Source organism: Gemmatimonadota bacterium, from assembly GCA_009835325.1.
Lineage (GTDB): Bacteria > JAAXHH01 > JAAXHH01 > JAAXHH01 > JAAXHH01 > JAAXHH01.
The window spans coordinates 26080-46338 of record VXWP01000053.1 but is presented as its reverse complement, the minus strand read 5'-3'; the positions used below and the strand labels follow the sequence as shown (position 1 = coordinate 46338).

Here is a 20259-nt window from a genome sequence, read left to right as displayed (position 1 = left end):
GTTTCTTCGAAATCCGGCGATTCCTGGGCGGTAACGCTGATGGTAACGCAGACGGCACAGGTAATCAGCGTCGATAGTGCAAGGTAGATTTGCCATTTAATCAAGTGGCGAACTCCGTGAATTACGAACTCCACGCGATACGTTCTGGGCAGCGGGGTTTTCAGGATATTCAGGATGTAAATAGGTTCAACTGGTAATAAGTGGGGTGCTCTACGTTTCGGCAACTCGAATAATACCGTATGCCGGATTTCATTCGTGATTGGCGGGTTTACGAGGCAGTGAATATGAGTGAGCATCCTTGACCGGGACAACTAGTTTAAGTTCATTGATTGAAATGCGTTAATCAGAACACTGAATACTAAAAAAGTAAAAGCGCCCGTCGCCTTCGCCGAGTGGGCACCCATGCCTACGTAGCATGGTCACCCATCACTTCGTCTGGTGGGCGCCCATTACCTTCGTTAGAATAAAACCGACCACCGCCGCAGAGAGGAGAACCCATTGCCCAAGCAACCCAATATCGTCGTCCTGATGTCCGACCAGCAACGGCTAGACACGGTGAGTTGCTACGGGCTGAACGAGGTGTGCCGGACGCCGCATATCGACGCCCTGGCCGCGCGGGGCGTGCGTTTCGACTGGGCGTTCACGCCGACGGCGATCTGCTCGCCGGCCCGCGCCTCCTTCTACACGGGGCTCTATCCGCACAGGCACGGGGTCACGGCCAACGGCCTGTGCCTGAACGAGGGCGTGCGCGGCATAAACCACTACCTGTCGGATGCAGGTTACCGCTGCGGGTATGCCGGAAAGTGGCACGTGGACCAGGAAACCGGTCCCACGGGCTACGGGTTCACCGGCAAGGATTTCATGGGCTACGGCTTCCCCGGGGGGAATCTGCTCCCTGGCCTGCAGTTCGGCGGCAGTCTAAGCAGCCACAACTATTACGCCGACTATCTGAAAGAGCACGGTTTCGACCCGCCGCCCACGGTTTCGCACCGCTACGTCGGCACGAATCCCTCGAACCAGCGCCAGGAGATGTTCGCCCTGCACGAAGGGCCGGTCGAGTCGTGCATCGAGTACTTCGTCGCGGAGGAAGCCATCCGCGTGCTCGACGAGGTGGCCGGCAGCGAGGAACCCTTCTTCCTGTGGGCCAATTTCTGGGGTCCGCACAGCCCTTCGCTGGTCCCGGAGCCGTACTTCTCCATGTACGACCCGAAGTCTATTCCTGAGCATCCGGGGTACGCCGAGACCTTCGAGAAGAAGCCCTATCGTCAGAAGCTCATCGAAAACCTCTGGGGGCTGGGCGACTACGGCTGGGAAGGATTCCAGGAAATCGGCGCACGCTATTTCGGGCACTGCACACTCCTCGACGACATGGTGGGACGCGTCGTGGCGCACCTGGAGAAACTGGGCGAACTCGACAACACCATCATCGTATACACCGCCGACCACGGCGACTGCCTCGGCGCGCACAAGCTGATCGAGAAGGGCGAATTCATGTACGACGAGATCTACCGCATCCCCCTCGTCATTGCCCATCCCGGCTGTCATGCGCCCGGCACGGCCTGCGAGGAGTTCGTCTACCTCCACGAAATCATGCTCTCGTCCCTCGACGCTGCGGGTGTCGAAGTGCCCGCCGATCTCGATGGCCAGTCCTTTCTCCCGGCCATCGAAGGTCGCCCCTTTGCGAATGGGCGCGAGGAAGTCTACTGCGTATTCGACCGCCACTTCACCGTCGCCAATCAGCGCATGGTCCGCACCCGAACCCACCAGTTCACCTTTAATTCGGCCGATCCCGGCGAGCTGTACGATCTGCTGCGCGACCCCTACCAGCTCGACAACGTGTACGGGGAACCGGAATATGAAACTGTAAGACAGGATTTAATGGGTCGGATGGATCGCTACATGGAGAAAATGGGTGATCCACTGCACGGATGGTTCGGGCGAATCAAGGGGGCGTATTAGCCGGGGCCATGCATATTAACCCGGGCTATTCGCGAAGCGGGAACTGGAATCTAACCTTCGGCGATGCGCTCGGCCCACTCGCGGAGCGGAACGTCGTCCTTGTCTTCCGACATCCAATGCCGGGACGCGGGATGGTAATAGGGATCCGGTCCCATCGGGTCGCCCTTCGGGGACAGGGCGCCCAGCAGCTGCCGCCGGATGGGCGGGCTTCTTTCGATGAGTCCGGGATCCTGCTCGTTGAAGTCGGTCGGCCGAAGCCAGCGGTAGTGGTATCCCACGTGCATGATCTTGCGCGTCTTCCGCGAGAGGTTGGGGCCGACGCAGTGCCACACCGCAGTGCGCCACAACACGGCCGAGCCGATCGGCAACTTGAGCTCGACCGCCCCTTCCGGATCCGTCCCGTTTTCCCGTCCGAACAGTTCCGCGGGCCGGCGCCGGTGGCTGCCCGGCACCAGCCACAGGTTGCCGCAATCGGATTCGGTCATGTCGTATAGCACGTAGAAGACCTTGACCTCCATGTACGGCAGGCGTCCATCGAGGGACGGCGCCATGAACAGGTCGTCGCTCGCCAGGTCGGGATGCCAGCCGACATTGCGGTATCCCGCCTCGTGGTCTTCACCCTTGCCGACGCCTGAAATCCGCGCCTTCAGGTCCTCGGGATACGGAGGCCGGACGTCCAGGTGCGTAGTGCGGATCTGGATGTTCCAGCCGATCGCGTCCACCACCAGGGGCAGCATACGCGGGTGATCGATGAGATCGAGAAACGCATCGTGATGCGCCAGGGCATTGCGCACGGCATAGGGGTCATCGGGACCGAGGTTCTTCTCTGATCTTATCCGTTCGCCGACCTCTTCGATGGCGCTGAGCAGCCGGTCGAGTTCGGAAGGATCGAAGAACTCCTCGAGAACGATAAAGCCCCCCTCGTCAAAGTCTTGGGCCTGTTTTGGCGTCATCGCGAGAGGCATCTAAGTCTCCCTTGTCTCCTCACCGCGCCAGCCATGTGCTGAACCGCTCGTTCATCTCTTCGCCGTTGTCGCTCCACCATTCCCAGTCGTTGTGCAGGGCGCGCGCCACGTTTTCCGGACTCGTGGGCATATGCGGTTTCATGTCCACGCCAGTCTCTACGTGGGTCGAAATCAGGGGCATGGCGGAACGGCGCGTCGGGCTGTAGGCGATGTAACGGGCAAGGTTGGCCATGGACTCCGCTTTGCTGGCATACCTGAGAAACCGGCGTGCGGCTTCGAGGTTGCGCGTACCCTCGACGATGCCATAGCCGCTCGTATACAGAATCTGGCTGTTCCAGAGTATGACGAAGGGTTGTCCCTCAAGCTCCTGGGCATTGAAGATACGTCCATTGGCTGCCGTGGTCATCGTTACCTCGCCATCGGCCAGCATCTGAGGGGGATGGGCAGCCGTCTCCCACCATACGATCTGTTCCTTGATCGTGTCCAGTTTGCGGAACGCGCGGCGAACACCTTCCTCGGTGTCCAGCGTGTTATATACGTCCTCCTGTGGAACGCCGTCAGCCATAAGGGCAAACTCGAGATTGGCCACGGGCGAACGTTTCATTCCCCGTCTTCCCGGAAACTTTTCCAGATCGAAGAAGTCGGCTGTTGTGGTGGGTTTCAGGTCGCCGATACGCTCGTCGTTGTATGCGATCATCCTCGAAAAGAACAACTTGGTCGCACCGCATTCGGTGATCGTACCCTCGACGAAATCATCTGTTACGGACGCGCCGTCGGCGCCCTTTGGCAGGTCGTCGATGCTGACGGGAACGAGCAGCCCTTCGTCGCAACCCCGGACGAGTTCGGGCATGTTCAGATCAACAACATCCCAGAACACGTTACCCATCTCCACCTGGGCACGGATCTGCGCCAATCCTCCGGTGTAGTCCTCCAGGTTGATCCTGATGCCTGTTTCCGCCTCGAACCGATCGTGGTAGCTTCTATCACAGGCCCGGGCGTAAGATCCGCCGAAACTGACGACGGTGATCGTCTGGTTTTGGGCGGATACCTGGCCCGGAGGATATGCAGAGAGCCAGGCTAACACCACCAGGGCCGAAAGGACTATACGAATCATGGGGGAACTGCTCGGTCTTCTGTCTTCTGTCTCCTCACCGCGCCGACTCACCGCGCCAGCCACGTGCTGAAACGCTCGTTCATTTCTTCGCCGTTGTCGCTCCACCATTCCCAGTCGTTGTGCAAGGCGCGCGCGGCGTTCTCCGGGGTCGTGGGCATATACGGTCTCATGTCCACGCCCGTCTCGGCGTGGGTCGAGATCAGCGGCATGGCGGAACGGCGCGTCGGACTGTAGGCGATGTACCGGGCGAGGCCGGCCATGGACTCCGCCGTGGCGGCGAAGTCGAAAAACCGGAGTGCGGCTTCGAGGTTGCGCGTGCCTTCGACGATGCCGAACCCGCTCGTATCCAGGACCTGGCCGTCCCAGACGATGACGAAAGGCTGATCTTCCAGCACCTGCGCGTTGAAGATGCGCCCGTTGTAGGCCGTGGTCATCACGACCTCGCCGTCGGCCAGCAACTGCGGCGGATGGGCCCCGGTCTCCCACCATATGATGTGTTCCTTGATGGTATCCAGCTTGCGGAAGGCCCGCGCGATGCCCGCCTCCGTGTCCAGCGTGGCATATACCTCGTCCAGCGGCACCCCGTCCGCCATCAGCGCGAATTCGAGATTGACCCGCGGAACCCGCCGCATGCCCCGGCGGCCCGGGAACTTTTCCAGATCGAAGAAGTCGTCGACGGTCTTGGGCTTCACGTCGCCGATGCGTTCGTCGTTGTACGCGATAACCGTCGAAAAGAAGAGGGTCGTCACGCCGCATTCCGAGACCGTACCCTCAACGAAATCATCCGCGGCCGGCGTGCCATCAGCGCCCGGAGAAAAATCGTCGATGTTGATTGGAACGAGCAGTCCTTCATCGCAACCCCGGACGATATCGGCCACATTCATGTCAACTACGTCCCAGTATACGTTTCCCACGTCCACCTGCGCGCGGATCTGCGCCAGCCCGCCATTGTAGTCCTCGAAATTGATCTTGATGCCCGTTTCCGCTTCGAACCGCTCGTGGTATCCCTTCTCACAGGCACGGGAGTAGGAGCCGCCGAAGCTGACGACGGTGATGGTTTGGTTCTGGGCCGATGCCTGGCTTGGGGGATATGCGGCGAGCAAGGCCAATGCCACCAGGGCTGAAAGGAGGACTCGAATCTTCGGGGTGTTTCTCGACATGCGGAATGTTCTCCGGTTGATCGGGATGGGAACGTGATGGTTGGTAGGATGTACGGTTAGTTGACCTGCTGACGCTAAGTTAGGTCAATTGGCCTGATTATCAATACAATACGGGCAGGATTCATGGATAGGCCCTGTATATCGCAGGTGTAAGCCGAACACGTTCCTCCAGCGGCGGTTCCAGACGATAAGCTCGCGCTCTTCTGCGAAAGTCGAATAACCTCACAATCCTGAAGATCTTGGGATTTTCTGCGGATACACTCAATTCGTTCCTCGTAATGAAGAACGGGGTAGTCTTCGGACCGTTCGTCGTTTTGATCTCCAGCCAGCGCTCGCGGCTGGCCTCGTCACCTGTGCCTGTTCCGTGGAATGATCGGATGTCGTAGCCGTAACCGTCTCCGTCGTCCCGAGCGACCCAACGTACATCGTCTGCCAGGTCCTGCTTGCCAAGCATGGACAACCTCTTCCGCTCCAATTCGAACACGAACTCCTCGCCTGCCTTTCCAAGCATTCGATTGCGGGCATCCCGCTCGGCGGGAGATTCGAACTTCCGTACAATCCTGCTGATGTCTTCCGGTAATTGCGGCACTGTGACTTCCAGAGGTAGCGGCGCGTCTATGTAAACCTGTTCCGGGTCAATTACCTGTTCCGTATCTATGCGAAACTCGGCTAAAGGTTCCCCTACTACAGCAGCCTCTCCCGTCAAAGACGCATAAAGAACAGTGTCATCATGAAGTCGTGCCTGCACCGCCTCGAACAACGCCTGTTGGAAATTGCTGTAAGGTTTATACCCATTGATATAGGGAAGACCGAGAACGGCCAACACCGCGCTGATGTTCATATGCTTGCGCTCAATCGATCCCTTGGTGCGATCAACCGTGTCCATGAGCGCAAGACGATGCTCGGTCTTGTTGTAACGGCGTCCCTCCAGTTCGAGCGCGAGCATCTCGAAATAGTCTTCTACGATGGCGAAGATTTCGGCTTCGGACCAGTTACGGGGCATGTTTAGTCGGTTTTATTGGTCGTTAGTTGCCAGACAATTCCATTGTCAAGCAACTGCAACTGTTTGTGATCTTGAAAGTACGCCTATTTAGACTATGCGTTCGTTTGTATGAAAAACGTATACCATGTCGTAAAAAAACTATGAAATCTGACGACATGGTATACACATTTCACATTTGCTTCAGTCGAGTTCCCGCCTTTTCGACTAACCCTCTTCACACCTACCGCAGAAGCTCCCCCGGAATCCTGGATCCTGGATACTCCGCATCAGCGTCGCGTTCGGCGATGATCGCCGGCACCGGATCAGTCCAATAGGCTGGCACGGTGTCCGGGCGTCGGTGCCAGGCCAGAACCAGGGTGCGGCGCTCGTCGGTCAGGTTCCGATGCGCCGAGTGCAGCACACGGGCATCAGCCAGTACCAGGTCACCGGCCTTTACGTAGACCTCGACCTGGTCGGGGTGGTCGCTGAACATGGTGGGATGGTCTTCGGCAATGAAGCGGGCGCCTTGTTCATGAGCCGGCACCAGCTGGTCGTGCAACGGAATACGCTTCAGGTGGGTGCCGGGGATGATCTTCAGGCATCCGTTCTCACGCGACGTATCGCTCAGGTAATACGATACGAAGATGATCTGCGGCCAGGGCGAACAGCTCATCGGATCGTTCCACTGCATCCAGTCCTGGTGCCAATACAGTGCCGGTTCTCCGGGATCCTTGGTGAGGAGGATGACCCCACCGGTGCTGGCAAAGTCGCCCAGACCCATCTGTTCAAGGGCGCGCCGTGTGGCGGGCCAGTCGAGCAGCTTCTGAATGGTTGGGTTCTCAGTCCCCTGCGCGGTGACGTGCTGGCCCTGGTACTTGAAATCCGGTGGCGGCACCCAGTCTTCCATCATGCGCTCGGTCTCGATGCGCAACTCTTGAAGGAAAGTACTGCCGAGGATATCGTCGACCACGCAGAATCCGTCGCGTATTAGTTGTTGGCGTTTCTCAATAGCTTTTTCGGGGGACATGGGATCCTCGTAAGAGTGTGGTGAAGCCAGGAACTTTCGGTCTAACCCATCCAGGGATACGGTAAACAAGGTATCTACAAAGTATACACGAAACAAGATCGTCTAGTGACCCAATCGTAGATTCCCACTACCGGGTTCGCTTTTTCTTCTCCTATTACGCCCGCAGTATAACGCTCGCCCAAATCCGCTTTGTGAATCCGCACAACAGTCGCCTCAGTTACGCCAGCCCGAACGAAAAACCCCATTTTCGCACGATTGTTACCAGATTTGCCGCGATTTCTACGACTGATTCGTTATGAAGCGTTGGTCACTCACATCGATTCTACGTGCGAATGAGACCACTCACCCGAACTACATCGAAGGAGTAAACCATGGAACTTGCTCAACTTCTCATAACGCCAGGCACGTTACTGGCGGCCTTCATCTTCTTCTGGAAACAGACCAGAACCATCGGCGACGAACTGAAAAGAGATATCGTGTCGCTGCGCGAGGAGATCACATCCATCCGGGTAGAAATGCACGACATGAACGGACGCCTCGGCCGCGTTGAGGGTCTGTTGATGACCCTGGACTTTGAAAAACTGCGTAAGAAGTAGTCGAATCCCAACTGGCGCAACGGCCGGGACGAAAGCGTCTGGAACGACTGCCGGATTACGTCCCTTACAAATAGGAGGTAAGGCCATGGAACTCGCTCAACTTCTTGTCACACCAACCACGTTGTTGATGGCCTTCATCTTCTTTTGGAAGCAGGCCAAAACCGGCAGAGAAGAACTGAGACGTGAATTGAAGTCGGACATTAAGGACTTGAAGTCAGATATGAAGGGAATGAAGGAGGAGTTAAAGGAAGAAATAGCTTCGGTTCGCAACGATGTCGCTTCCATCCGGGAAGAAATGCACGACATGAACGGACGGCTCGGCCGCGTCGAGGGTCTGCTGATGACCTCCGACGTTGTTCGATCGAGCAAAGAGTAACGACAGTAAAAAAGGTGTAAGTATATGACAAACGGACCTGGAATAACCGCCGGACTGCGCCCCCAATCTAAGAAGGAGGGAAGACTATGATGGAACTCGCCCAGCTTCTCCTGACACCCGTTACGCTGCTGACGGCTTTCATCTTCTTCTGGAAACAGACCAAGGCCATAACCAACGAACTGAGAAGGGAACTGAAGGCAGATATGAAGGAATTGAAGGAGGAGTTAAAGGAAGAGATTGGATCCGTTCGTACCGAAGTTACCGCCATCCGGAAAGAGATGCACGACATGAACGGAAGGCTCGGCCGCGTCGAGGGCCTGCTGAAGATCACGGATTCCGGGTGATTCCCGGGAACGGTCTCAACCTTCCGCCAGTTTCTTCCGGAGTAATTCGTTCACCATCCTCGGATTCGCCTTGCCCTGGGTCGCGCGCATGACCTGACCCATGAAGAAGCCGAGAAGCTTGGTCTTGCCGGCCCGGTATTCGGCGACGTCGTCGGGATGTTCGGCTAGGATGCCGGCGACGACGCCCTCGAGTTCGCCGGTATCCGAGATCTGCACAAGGCCCTGTTCCTCGATGACTGAGGCCGGCGTTTCTCCGGTTTTGGCCATGATGTCCAGGACGTCCTTGCCGATCTTGCCGCTGATCTTGCCTTCCTTGATCTGTCCTAAAAGCTGGGCGAGGTGATCGGGCGGTATACGGGCTTCGAGGGTCTCTTGGGCCATGCGGTTCTCGTGCTGGACGCGCAGGAGTTCGCTGAGCATCCAGTTGCTGACGGTGCGTGCTTCGCCGGCCGCATGGGAAACGCATGCCTCGAAGTAGTCGGCCCGGGCGCGGTTCTCCGTCAGTTGCCGCGCCATGTCCTGCGGCAGTCCGTATTCGTCGACGAAGCGCCGCATGCGCGCGTCGGGGAGTTCGGGCAGGTCTTCGCCGATCTCGTCCACCCAGGCGCGGGCGATCTCGACGGTGACGAGGTCGGGGTCGGGGAAGTACCGGTAGTCGTGGGCTTCCTCCTTCGAACGCATGGGGAAGGTCTCCCGTTTCTCCTCGTCCCAGAGGCGGGTCTGGCGCACGACCCTGCCGCCGTCATCGAGCAACTCGGATTGCCGATCGATTTCGAACTCCAGGGCTCGTTCCATGGACCGCATGGAGTTCATGTTCTTGATCTCGACGAGTTCGCCCAGGGGATCGCCGGGCTTTCGGATGGACACGTTGGCGTCGCAGCGCAGGCTGCCTTCCTCCATGTTGCCGTCGCAGACGCCGATGTACTGCAGGATCTGACGCAGCCGGGCGAGATAGGCCGAGGCTTCGCGGGGGCTGCGGATGTCCGGTTCGCTGACGATCTCCATCAGGGGCACGCCCGTCCGGTTGAAATCGATGTAGCTCAGATCCGGATCGTACCCGGGTTCGTTGTGGATGGACTTGCCGGCTTCTTCTTCTAGGTGGATCCGCCGGAGCCGGACGAAGCGGGGGCCGTCCTCGCCCTCGATCTCGATGCCGCCGGCCAGGGAGATGGGTTCGCCCGCCCGGTCGTACTGCGAGATCTGGTAGCCCTTGGGCAGGTCCGGATAGAAGTAGTTCTTGCGGGCGAAGGCGCTGGTTTCGGCCACGTGGCCGTCCACGGCCAGGGCCATGCGGATCGTGTATTCGACGGCGCGGCGGTTCAGGACGGGCAGGACGCCGGGCATGCCGAGACAGATGGGGCAGACGCGGGTGTTGGGCTCACCGCCGAAGGCCACGGAGCATCCGCAGAAGATCTTCGAATTGGTGAGGAGCTGGGCGTGCACTTCCAACCCGATTACGGATTCGTATTTCATGGCCGCATCGCTCATGACCGCGTCGCCTCCTCGAAGGCGTAGGCCGCCCGCAGGATCCGCTCCTCCCCGAAGTGCGGCCCGATGATCTGCAGGCCGATGGGCATGCCGTCCGGATCCGTACCGCAGGGCAGGGAGATAGCCGGCACGCCGGCGAGGTTGATGGGCACGGTATATACGTCGGACAGGTACATCTGCAGTGGATCGTCGATCTTCTCGCCGATGCGGAAGGCGGTGGTGGGCGTGGTGGGCGCCACCAGGAGATCGACCTTCTCGAAGGCCTGGTCGAAGTCGTCCTTGATGAGCGTGCGCACGCGCTGGGCCTTGTCGTAGTAGGCGTCGTAGTAGCCGGCGCTGAGTACGTAGGTGCCGAGCATAATGCGGCGCTTCACCTCCAGGCCGAACCCCCCGCTGCGGGTCGATCCGTACATGGCGTCCAGCCGGTCATCGGGCGCGAGCGGCTGCGCGGCCGTCCCATCGCCTGATCCTCCGGCCGTCGCATCAACGGCAGGTGCGCCCCCATCCTCACCCCGGTACCCGTACTTCACCCCGTCATACCGGGCCAGGTTGGAGGAGGCTTCCGCGGTGACCAGGATATAGTACGCGGCCACGGCGTATTCGGTGTGGGGCAGGTGGACGCTTTCCACGCGGGCGCCCAGGGATTCCATGCGTTCGATCGCCCGGCTTACGCTCTCTTTAACGGATGGGTCGAGGCCCTCCGCCAGGTATTCTTCGGGTACGCCGATGCGCAGGCCAGCAATGTCCTGTTTGAGAGTGGCCGTGTAGTCCGGCACCGCTTCCGATGCCGACGTGGTATCCATGGGGTCGTGACCCGCGATGACACCCAGGAGGCGCGCACAGTCTTCCACGTTCCGGGCCATGGGACCGACCTGGTCGAAGGAGGATCCGTAGGCGATGATGCCGTAGCGGGAGACCCGTCCGTAGGTGGGCTTGAGTCCCACGACGCCGCAGAAAGCCGCGGGCTGGCGGATCGAACCGCCCGTGTCCTCTCCCAGGGCCAGGACCGCCGTGCCCGCCGCCAGGGCCGCGGCGGAACCCCCGCTCGAGCCGCCCGGTACACGGGAGGTGTCCAGGGGATTCCGGCAGATGTCGAACCCGGTGTTCTCGTTGGAGGACCCCATGCCGAACTGATCCATGTTGGTCTTGCCGACGATCACGGCATCCGCCGCGCGCAGCCGCGCGATGACGGTAGCGTCGTAGGGCGGCACGAATCCCTCGAGGATCCGGGAAGCGCAGGTGGTTTCCAGGCCCTTCGTGCAGATGGCGTCCTTGATGGCGATGGGCATGCCGGCCAGCGGTCCGGTGGCTTCGCCGGCGGCGATACGACGGTCGACGTCCCGCGCGTCTTCGATCACCGACTCCCGATCGACCGCGAGAAAGGCGTTTATGGCGGGGTCTTTCTCTTCGATCAGACGCAGGACTTCACGGGCTACCTCTTCCGCGGTCACTTCGCCGGACCTGATCCGAGGCGCCAGGTCGTGGGCTGCCAACTCGTTTAGGTGTTCCAATTCACACTCCTGAACAGCCAGCAAATTGTGCGCTGTTCGATATTCCCCATCAGCCTTTTACCGAGCGATCAACAGGGTCACGCGCTGAGACTCCGAACCGGGCAGCTCCATCGGCGCGCCATGCGCGTCCCGTTTCGTAAATGGATGGTGCATGACGATGTCCTGGCGGCCGTCCCGGTTGAGATCGGTCATCCAGGCGAATTCCTCGTCATTGGGCAGTTCGATCGCTACCTTCCGCGGCACGTCGGCGAACAGGCCTGGACCGGGGATGCCCTCGTAGACATGCAGTTCCCGGTGGGTCCACTCGATCAGCAGGTCGGCGCGGCCGTTTCCCGTCACGTCCCCGATGAACAGGTTCTTGTTGAACGCGCGTGAGTACTGCTCGCGGTCCCTCCGCCGTGCGTGTTTTCCGCCCTGCAGCACGACGTCCAGGGGAACCCAACCCGGCTCCCGCGGACTCGGAGCGCCGTCCAGCTGGATGCGCCGCATGACCGTAGCGCGGTCCGGGATGCGGCCGTCACGCACGTGGTAGAAGTCGAGATTCAACCAGACGTCATCACCCATGAAGCCCTTGATTCGTTTGAAGAGGCTGCCTTCGAGGTACTTGTTCTCGATCGAGGTGACGATGAGGTCGCCTTCGCCGTCCCCGTCGAGATCGCGGCGCTCCATGACAAGCTGAACCTGATTTTCGGTCTGGATCGTGACATCTGGCATGGACGCGAATCGGATGGGGCTGCCGGGCCCACGTGCATCAGGACCACGGGCGCCGGATCCGCTGTCACCAGTTCCGAGCGTGCCACCTGGTCCACCCGCGCCATCGACTCCGTGCGCGCCAAAGTGCACTTCGTAAGCGGACCGTTTGTCTTTGATCCGTGCTCCCTCGAGGACGTAGACCACCATGTCGGCGATGCTGTCGCCGTTCAGGTCATCGAACGAGTGAAGCGCCCGGCCCGTCATTTCCCCGACGGCAAGCGCGGTAACTTCGTCGGTGTCGAATCGCACGTCGGTGGTAAAGGTTAACGGTTGGGGGCCAAAGAGGCCCTGACTGTCCTGGACCTGCGCTTCGAAGTGGTCCCCGTTCCAGGACACCAGATCGATCCGGCCGTCGCCGTTGAAGTCGAATTCGTGGATCCGGCTCACGCTCCAGGGGTCGTATCGGTATCCGTCGGCGCCGAGAATCGGATCCAGGCCGGGCGGATGGCCGACTACCACCGGATCGGCGAAGGTGCCGCTTTCCAATTGTACGTAAACCTGGAATCCACTGTCGCCGGGAACGACCAGGTCGATCCGGCCATCGCCGTTCGCGTCCCGGGTGACGTCCACGTGAGGTACCTCACCCTCGCGAGGTGCCTGGAAACCGGCCGTGGCATTCGCGACGGACACGAGTTCGTGCTCCGTGCCCGAGTCGGGATCCCACACGTTAAGCCGTCCCGGTTCGCCGGTAATCAGGCGGTCGAGGTCTCCGATGCGAGCAACGTCGACGAAGGTCACACCGGAACGCAGCCGCGTATCCATCCGCAGTGCCCAGGTACCATCTGCAGGGGGCGACGAGCGTGCTTCAGCCATCCCCGGTCCACCATCATCGGGTTCTTCCTCTAACGCATAGACACGCAGGCGGCGACCGCCATCTTCATCGACCTTTACCACCGCCAGGTCCGCCACTTCGCCACCCAGCAGGAATCCCGTCAGCACCGTCTGCCGGACCGCCGGCCCAATGTTGATCTCGTGCCGGTCGAATGCGTAACTGGCGGATTGTGCGGCGGCGACGTTAGCGTGATCAAGATCACCGGCGTTGCCCTGAGCACCACGAGCCGGGCTGGCCTCGCCCCTGTCCCACGCGAGAAACACCGCAACGACCGCAACAACAATCGGCAGCATGACCGCCCGCCCGAAAACGCGCCCATTAGTTTGCCTGGACGAACGCCGCTGGTGATGGTGTGTCGAAGGAAGGGAACTGCAGTTTGGAATGATACTGCTGGAAAGTGGTTTCGTCATCTCGTCAGGGTGCTAGTACCAGCGATAGTAATAGGTGGCGAAACCGATCCCGAGGAGGCTGATGACGTTCACCTTGACCGTGAAGCCGAAGGTGAGGGAGAAGATGACGAGCGGCAGCGTGGCGGGCGGGAAAGTGTAGACGAAGGCTTCCAGGAAAAACTTCTCCACCATGCTGCCGGGCATGAAGTGTCCGAACAGGAGTCCGATCAATTCACCGACCACCCCTCCGACGATGGCGCCTACCAGGATGTAGAACACCAGCAGGCCCATCCCTTTACGCTGTGCCATGAACGGACTCCCTTACTCTTCCACGGATAGCGCCATGTCCTCGTCGTGACGGACCATGTGGACGCCCCAGGCCGCGATGCCGGAGAGGATGTACAGCAGCACGATGGGGAAGATCGTGAGCTGCGGATTCCAGACCAGGGCCGCCAGGGCCACGGCGATGGCGAACAGCTTCAGGATGGACCACTTGCTCTTGAAGGCGAGGGAAGGCAGGGTGCGGTAGGACAGGGGACTGATCATGAGAATGGACAGGAGGAGCATGAATCCCATGAACGGGCCTTCCAGGTGCAGTTCCTCCCACCGGTCCCAGCAGAAGATGACGTAGGACGCCACGGCGATGGCCGCCACGGGAATCGGCAGGCCCATGAAGTTGTCCTTCTCCTGGTTGATCCGCTCGACGCGGCGCAGCGTCATCACGTTGTATCGGGCCAGGCGTATGGCGCCGCACATCAGGAAGAGGAGGCATAGCACCCAGGTGATCTCGCCGAAAGGCTTCAGCGTATACACGAGAACTATGGGCGCGACCCCGAAGGAGATCACGTCCGCCAGCGAATCCAGTTCGATGCCGAAGCGGGTCGCCCCCTGGCTGTAGCGCGCGACCTTGCCGTCGATGCTGTCCAGGAGGGCGGCGGCTATGATGAGCCATGGCGCGCGGCCGGGGTCGCCGGTAAGTGCGTTAAACCCGTCGATACAGTAGAAGATGGCGGAAACCCCGCAGAAGATGCTGCCCAGCGTGAACACGTTCGGTAACGCGACGCGCACCCAGTTTTTCATTGAAGTACTCCCAGTATCGTTTCACCGCCCCGGACCCGGTCTCCGTTCTTAACCCGGATCTCAGCGCCGGCCGGCACGATGACGTCTATCCTCGATCCGAAGCGTATCAGGCCGAACCGGTCGCCTATACGCACTTCGTCGCCCTCGTTTACGTTGCAGACGATCCGCCGGGCCACGAAACCGACGATCTGCTTGATCAGGACGCGGCCCTTTTCTCCTTCGATGCCCAAGACCATCTGGGCGTTGTCGCCCGAGGCCTCGTCCTTGAAGGCGAGTTTGAACTTCCCTTCGATCCGCCGGCGCAATCTGACCACTCCGGTGATGGGAATCCGGTTGACGTGCACGTCCACGATGGACAGGAACACGCTGATCTGCGTGGCCGGTCCGCCGATGAAGGCGTCGTGCTCAATATCCTCGACGGTCACGACCTTGCCGTCGCCGCCGGAAATCACCAGGCCGTCGCCCGGAGGCACCTGCCTGACCGGGTCCCGGAAGAAGAACCCGACGAACAGGGCCAGGCCGCCAAACACCGCCGCCAGTATGATCCAGACCGCACCGGGGGCCAGGAATCCGATCACCACACTGACGGCCGCAAGCGCAGCCAGGGGGATGACCATGACCCAACCGTCACGTACCATTCAATTCCTCACAACTCGGCGATATGCAGGACCAGGGGCATGAGGCGGCCGTCCCGCTCGACCTCCAGTTCGATGGAATCGCCCACCAGGCTGCCGTACAGCGCTTCCCGCGCTTCGGGGTAGCTGGCGACTACTTCCCCGTTGATCTTCCTGATCACGTCCATGACCAGGATGCCGGCCGCGTCCGCCGGGCTGTCCGGATCAATCTCGTTCACCAGCACGCCCTGTCGATTGGCGATGTTCAACTCCTGGGCCACGTACTCCGTGATGTCGATCACCGACAAGCCCGTCCATCCCCGTCTCGGTCCGCCGTACTGGATCAGCTCGTCCGCGACGCGCCGGACCCGGTCGATGGGTATGGCGAAACCCACGCCCTCCGAGCCGCCGCTTTCGGACAGGATGAACGTGTTGATACCGATGACCTCGCCGAAGGCGTTGACCAGCGGACCGCCGCTGTTGCCCGGATTGATGGTCGCGTCGGTCTGTATCATGTCCCGGTAGACCGTCCTCGATCCCTGCTGCCGGCGGAAGTTCCGTCCCAGCGCACTGACCACGCCGACGGCCACGGCCGGTTGGGCGTCCTCCACGGCCAGACCCAGCGGATTGCCGATGGTTATAGCCCACTCGCCGGTCATGATGTCGTCGGACCGGCCCAGCGCCGCCACCGGGATGTCTTCACCTTCCACGTGGAGCACGGCCAGGTCCGACATGACGTCCACGCCAACCAGGGTGCAGGCCAGGCTTCGGCCGTCGGTCAGGACGGCCCGGATCCGCCTGGCCGTGTAGTCGCCAAGCTGAACCACGTGGGCGTTGGTGACGATGTAGCCCGCTTCGTCGATAATTACGCCCGACCCCGTGTTCGGCTCTTCTCGGGTGTACAACCGCGGCACCACGAAATGGCCGAAGAAGGGGTCGTCGAACATCGAGGAGAATCCGCGCCGCTGCATCTGGAACGTCGCGACGATGCTCACGACGGCTGGTCCCGCCCGTTCCACCGCGGATACGATGGAAGTGCGCCGGGACGTGGTGATCGCTTCGTTTGCGGCGATCAGTCTCGCCGGCGAACGCCGGGATTCCGCACGGGGGTCCGCGATTCCACCGGTCCCTGGCGCCCCGAAAGCACTGCCGCGCCCGGGCTGGCCAGTTTGACCATCCGATCCAGGCTGACCGGACGATGCCGGGCTTTCATGTATAGACGTTTGCGTTGAATTCGCGTTCCCGGCGGCCGGTCCCCCGCCGAGCGTACTCAACGCTTCGGGATAGGCCACGACCAGGAAGACGATACCCAACAACGCGCCAACGAAGGCCGCCAGGATGTACCACACCGCCATCGGGGTCCGTCTGGCCGTCGCGTAGCCCGAATGGCGTTCTCCCAAGTTCTGCATCGATCGGCACCGGGCATCCGCACCGCAACCATGCAGGGCTGAACAACGCTGATTTCAGTCGGAAATGCCTGGAAAAGTCGTGCGTTTGAAAGACCCGGAAACACCATGCTCCAATCGGTTTTCCGGCTCCTGAAACAGTTACCTCATTATATGCGCGGAGGGGTATGGAGTCAATACCTTTTTCCGGGGTCCGGAGCACCGTCAACCGCGCCGCGACCGGCATGATACCGCGCCACAGACCGGCATTATGCTCGGTATCCAATCCGGGCCGGCAACGGTGAAATATCCACGAGGTGCAAAATAAAAAAATCGCGAATTAACAAGGATTTAACCTCGGGGAAACACTTGCGAAACAATGACCGTATACATTAAGTTTGCTAAGTTGTTCCAGCTGAGTTCGTGTACGAGGATGTGCAAATTGCCGCGGTGATCCGGCGGCCCGGTTTGGATCCACCTGGTCCTTTCCGGGCTCGGTTTCCCGGTCATCGATTCATCGAATAATCAACAGGGAGGAGCAATACTCGTGACCCCAATTGACGTAATCGCATTTGCAAGGGACCAGGGCGCGGAAATGGTCGACTTCCGGTTCATCGACGTACCGGGAACCTGGCAGCATTTCTCGGCGCCGATCGAAACGCTGGAGGAAGACACGTTCGAGGAAGGTGTCGGGTTCGACGGTTCGAGCGTCCGGGGATTCCAGACCATCGACAAGAGCGACATGATCCTGATCCCGGATCCGCTGTCGGCCAAGATCGATCCCTTCATGGAGGCGAAGACGCTGATCCTGGTCTGCAATGTCAAGGACCCGGTGACGCTTGAGATGTATACACGCGACCCGCGGTACGTCGCCCAGAAGGCCGAGGCCTACATGCAGTCCGTGGGCATTGCCGACACGGCCTACTTCGGCCCGGAAGCCGAGTTCTACATCTTCGACGACGTGCGGTTCGCCCAGAAGCCGAACGCCAGTTTCCACCGGGTCGACGCTGGCGAGGGCTGGTGGAACACGGGACGGAACGAGGGACCGAACCTCGGCAACAAGATCCCGTACAAGCGCGGGTATTTCCCCGTGCCCCCCAACGACACCCACCAGGACCTGCGCACGCGCATGGTGCTGACGCTCCGGAGCATGGGCATCGAGTCGGAAGTGCACCACCACGAGGTGGGCACGGCGGGGCAGGCCGAGATCGACATCCGCTTCAACACGCTGCTGCGCATGTCCGACGACTTGCTCATGTACAAATACATCGTCAAGAACGTCGCCCGGCAGGCGGGCAAGACGGTGACCTTCATGCCGAAGCCGATCTTCGAAGACAACGGCTCGGGCATGCACGTGCACCAGAGCCTCTGGAAGGAAGGCAAGAACCTCTTCTTCGAGGCCGGCACGTACGCCGACCTGAGCGACATGGCACGGCACTACATCGGCGGCCTGCTCCATCACTGCGCCTCCGTGCTGGCCTTCGCCGCGCCGACGACGAACTCCTACCGGAGGCTCGTCCCGGGTTACGAAGCGCCGATCAACCTGATCTACTCGCAGCGCAACCGAAGCGCCTGCGTGCGGATCCCCATGTATTCGAAGAGCGAGAAGGCCAAGCGGATCGAGTTCCGCACGCCGGATCCGGGCGCCAATCCCTATCTGGCCTTCACGGCCATGATGATGGCCGGCCTGGACGGTATCGAGAACCGGATCGAGCCGCCGGAGCCGATCGACCTCGACCTCTACGATCTCGAGCCGGAACAGGCCGCGGAAGTGGCCCACACGCCGCAGGACCTCGGCGAGGCGCTGGACGCCCTGGAGGACGATCACGACTACCTCCTCAAGGGTGACGTGTTCACGCCGGACCTGGTCGAGACCTACCTCGATTACAAGCGGGAGAACGAGCTGGACCAGATTCGCCTGCGTCCGCACCCGTGGGAGTTCGGTCTCTACTACGATATCTAGTCCGGATCGCAGGGCAGTAGCGTTTCATCGTAACGCGCGCCTCCTCCGTTTCGACGCGGGGAGGCGCGGTCTTTTTCAGGCCACGACCATGACGACCCTCTCATTTGACCGCGACGCGCTTTCCTCGCCGTTGCCGGCCGCGGTATCCGACCATCTGCGCACCTCCGGGTTCGAGCAGCCGGAAGACACCTGGCGCATGCTGGGACAGATCGATGCGCGGCTGGCCCCGCTGGGCGCGGGCGCTCGGCAAGGCGAAGGCGCCCCGGAGCACCTCATGCCGGCGCTGGTCGAGGCAGCGGGCAGTTCCCTGCAACCCGACCGGGCCCTCATCAGTCTGCACACGCTCATTACGCGAAGCGATGATGAAAAGATCCCGGCCCTGATGGACCTGCTGGCCGTACCGTCGGCGTCCCGGGACGCGCTGCTCACTATCCTTTCGGCCAGTCCGTATCTCACCACGACACTCGTCCAGGACGTGGGGTTCCTGCTCGGCACTTTCGCGGGCGACGCGTGGCGCACGCTGCAGCCGGCAGAGGAACTGGACGCGGTACTGACGGGCATGCTCGACGGCGCGTCAACACCCGACGAGGCCATGAAACCCCTGCGCACGTTCAAGCAGCAGGCCTACCTGCGCATCGCCGTGTGCGACCTGATGCGGCAGTCCGGAACGCCGGCGGTCCTGGAACGGCTCACGGACGTGGCCGACCTCTGCCTGCAGGCGGCCCACGACGTGTGCGGCGCGAAACTGCAGGCCCGTCACGGCCGGCCGATGCTCGAGGAATCGAAGCCGAGCGGCTTCGCCGTCATCGGCATGGGGAAACTCGGCGGCCGGGACCTGAACTTCAGCTCGGACATCGACCTGCTCTATGTCTACGACGTCACGAACGGGCGCACCGAGAAGGACGGGACCTCCACCTACGAGTACTATCCCAAGCTGGCCCGGACCATCACCGACCTCATCAGCCGGCTCACGCCGGACGGCCAGGTGTTCCGCGTCGATCTGCGCCTGCGACCGGAGGGTCGGGCCGGCGACATCGCCAACTCCATCGAAGGCTACCGCTGGCACTACGAAATCCAGGGACAGGCCTGGCAGCGCCAGGCGCTCCTGAAGGCCCGGCACTCGGCAGGGAGCAGGGAGGTCGGCGAACGGTTCCTCGATACGATCCAGCCCTTCGTGTTCTACCCCGCCCTCGACCAGCCGTTGATCCTGGAAGATATCAACCACATGCGGGAACGTATCGCGAAGGCGTTGATCGAACGGGGCAGCGGCGACTACCACGTCAAACTGGGTAAGGGCGGCATCCGGGAGATCGAGTTCATCGCCCAGGGATTCCAGCTGGTGTACGGCGGGTTCCAGGGCTGGCCCTGGGAACGGGGCACCCGAAGGATGCTGGCCGCGCTGGAGGAAAAGGGGTATCTGTCCGATGAAGAAGCGTCCGACCTGGACGAAGCCTATCTCTTCCTGCGGGACCTGGAGAACCGCATCCAGATGACCTCGGGCCACCAGACCCACGAGATCCCCCGGGAACACGGCGCCCAGGCCGTCCTGGCCGGCATGATGGGGCTGTCCGGACCGACCCCCCGGGAACGGCAGGCCGGACCCGGACGTATGCTCGAAGCCTACGGGAAGCACACCGCCCGCGTCCACCAGATCTACGACCGGGTCTTCCATTCGGCGATGTGACGGTACGATCGCCCGGCCATTCCAAAAAATCCTACCA

At 61.0% G+C, this 20259-nt stretch carries 18 protein-coding genes; 6 read left to right on the top strand and 12 right to left on the bottom strand.

Features of this window, described 5'->3' with window-relative positions; all coding sequences use genetic code 11:
- The first annotated feature begins 498 nt into the window (after nt 1-498).
- Nucleotides 499-1959 (top strand): sulfatase-like hydrolase/transferase, encoded by a 1461-nt coding sequence (locus F4Z81_06845; GenBank protein MXW04771.1) that lies wholly within the window; start codon nt 499-501, stop codon nt 1957-1959.
- Nucleotides 1960-2009: 50 nt separating this feature from the next.
- Here the strand turns inward: F4Z81_06845 and F4Z81_06840 are convergent, their stop codons facing one another.
- The 5 genes from F4Z81_06840 to F4Z81_06820 form a co-directional block, all read right to left on the bottom strand.
- Nucleotides 2010-2924: a phytanoyl-CoA dioxygenase family protein gene (locus tag F4Z81_06840; GenBank protein ID MXW04770.1), complete on the bottom strand. Its 915-nt coding sequence runs from the start codon at nt 2922-2924 to the stop codon at nt 2010-2012.
- A 19-nt stretch (nt 2925-2943) separates the two neighbouring features.
- A complete protein-coding gene (locus tag F4Z81_06835; protein MXW04769.1) occupies nt 2944-4146 on the bottom strand; it encodes an ABC transporter substrate-binding protein in 1203 nt (400 codons plus the stop codon).
- Nucleotides 4086-5198, bottom strand: a complete 1113-nt coding sequence (locus F4Z81_06830; protein ID MXW04768.1) for an ABC transporter substrate-binding protein — start codon at nt 5196-5198, stop codon at nt 4086-4088. The genes F4Z81_06835 and F4Z81_06830 overlap by 61 nt, the downstream gene beginning before the upstream one ends.
- Nucleotides 5199-5319: 121 nt before the next feature.
- Complete coding sequence (locus F4Z81_06825) at nt 5320-6201, bottom strand: DUF3883 domain-containing protein (protein MXW04767.1); 882 nt, start codon at nt 6199-6201, stop codon at nt 5320-5322.
- 220 nt (nt 6202-6421) lie between these two features.
- A complete protein-coding gene (locus F4Z81_06820) occupies nt 6422-7207 on the bottom strand; it encodes a phytanoyl-CoA dioxygenase family protein (protein ID MXW04766.1) in 786 nt (261 codons plus the stop codon).
- Between the two features lie 371 nt (nt 7208-7578).
- Between F4Z81_06820 and F4Z81_06815 the strand changes: the two genes are divergently transcribed.
- The 3 genes from F4Z81_06815 (at nt 7579) to F4Z81_06805 (ending at nt 8523) form a co-directional block, all read left to right on the top strand.
- On the top strand, nt 7579-7803 hold the full coding sequence (locus tag F4Z81_06815; GenBank protein ID MXW04765.1) for a hypothetical protein: 225 nt from the start codon (nt 7579-7581) through the stop codon (nt 7801-7803).
- Nucleotides 7804-7888: 85 nt separating this feature from the next.
- Complete coding sequence (locus F4Z81_06810) at nt 7889-8179, top strand: hypothetical protein (protein MXW04764.1); 291 nt, start codon at nt 7889-7891, stop codon at nt 8177-8179.
- Between the two features lie 86 nt (nt 8180-8265).
- On the top strand, nt 8266-8523 hold the full coding sequence (locus tag F4Z81_06805) for a hypothetical protein (GenBank protein MXW04763.1): 258 nt from the start codon (nt 8266-8268) through the stop codon (nt 8521-8523).
- 15 nt (nt 8524-8538) lie between these two features.
- Here F4Z81_06805 and gatB read toward each other — a convergent pair whose 3' ends face one another.
- From gatB to F4Z81_06770, 7 genes are all read right to left on the bottom strand, one after another.
- Entirely contained in the window at nt 8539-9996 is a 1458-nt protein-coding gene (gene gatB, locus F4Z81_06800; protein MXW04762.1) for an Asp-tRNA(Asn)/Glu-tRNA(Gln) amidotransferase subunit GatB, read from the bottom strand.
- Between the two features lie 11 nt (nt 9997-10007).
- Nucleotides 10008-11522, bottom strand: a complete 1515-nt coding sequence (gene gatA, locus F4Z81_06795) for an Asp-tRNA(Asn)/Glu-tRNA(Gln) amidotransferase subunit GatA (protein MXW04761.1) — start codon at nt 11520-11522, stop codon at nt 10008-10010.
- 57 nt (nt 11523-11579) lie between these two features.
- Entirely contained in the window at nt 11580-13400 is a 1821-nt protein-coding gene (locus F4Z81_06790) for a VCBS repeat-containing protein (GenBank protein ID MXW04760.1), read from the bottom strand.
- A 129-nt stretch (nt 13401-13529) separates the two neighbouring features.
- Complete coding sequence (locus F4Z81_06785; protein ID MXW04759.1) at nt 13530-13805, bottom strand: DUF4321 domain-containing protein; 276 nt, start codon at nt 13803-13805, stop codon at nt 13530-13532.
- 12 nt (nt 13806-13817) lie between these two features.
- The gene (gene pssA, locus F4Z81_06780) at nt 13818-14576 is read right to left on the bottom strand and encodes a CDP-diacylglycerol--serine O-phosphatidyltransferase (protein MXW04758.1); all 759 of its coding nucleotides are present in this window, start codon (nt 14574-14576) and stop codon (nt 13818-13820) included.
- Nucleotides 14573-15214 (bottom strand): phosphatidylserine decarboxylase, encoded by a 642-nt coding sequence (locus F4Z81_06775; protein ID MXW04757.1) that lies wholly within the window; start codon nt 15212-15214, stop codon nt 14573-14575. The genes pssA and F4Z81_06775 overlap by 4 nt, the downstream gene beginning before the upstream one ends.
- Before the next feature lie 8 nt (nt 15215-15222).
- Nucleotides 15223-16599: a trypsin-like serine protease gene (locus F4Z81_06770; protein MXW04756.1), complete on the bottom strand. Its 1377-nt coding sequence runs from the start codon at nt 16597-16599 to the stop codon at nt 15223-15225.
- Nucleotides 16600-17122: 523 nt separating this feature from the next.
- On the opposite strand from F4Z81_06770, the gene glnA reads away from it, so the two are divergent.
- Entirely contained in the window at nt 17123-18538 is a 1416-nt protein-coding gene (gene glnA, locus F4Z81_06765; GenBank protein ID MXW04755.1) for a type I glutamate--ammonia ligase, read from the top strand.
- Between the two features lie 88 nt (nt 18539-18626).
- The gene (locus F4Z81_06760) at nt 18627-20222 is read left to right on the top strand and encodes a hypothetical protein (GenBank protein ID MXW04754.1); all 1596 of its coding nucleotides are present in this window, start codon (nt 18627-18629) and stop codon (nt 20220-20222) included.
- Nucleotides 20223-20259 lie beyond the last annotated feature (37 nt).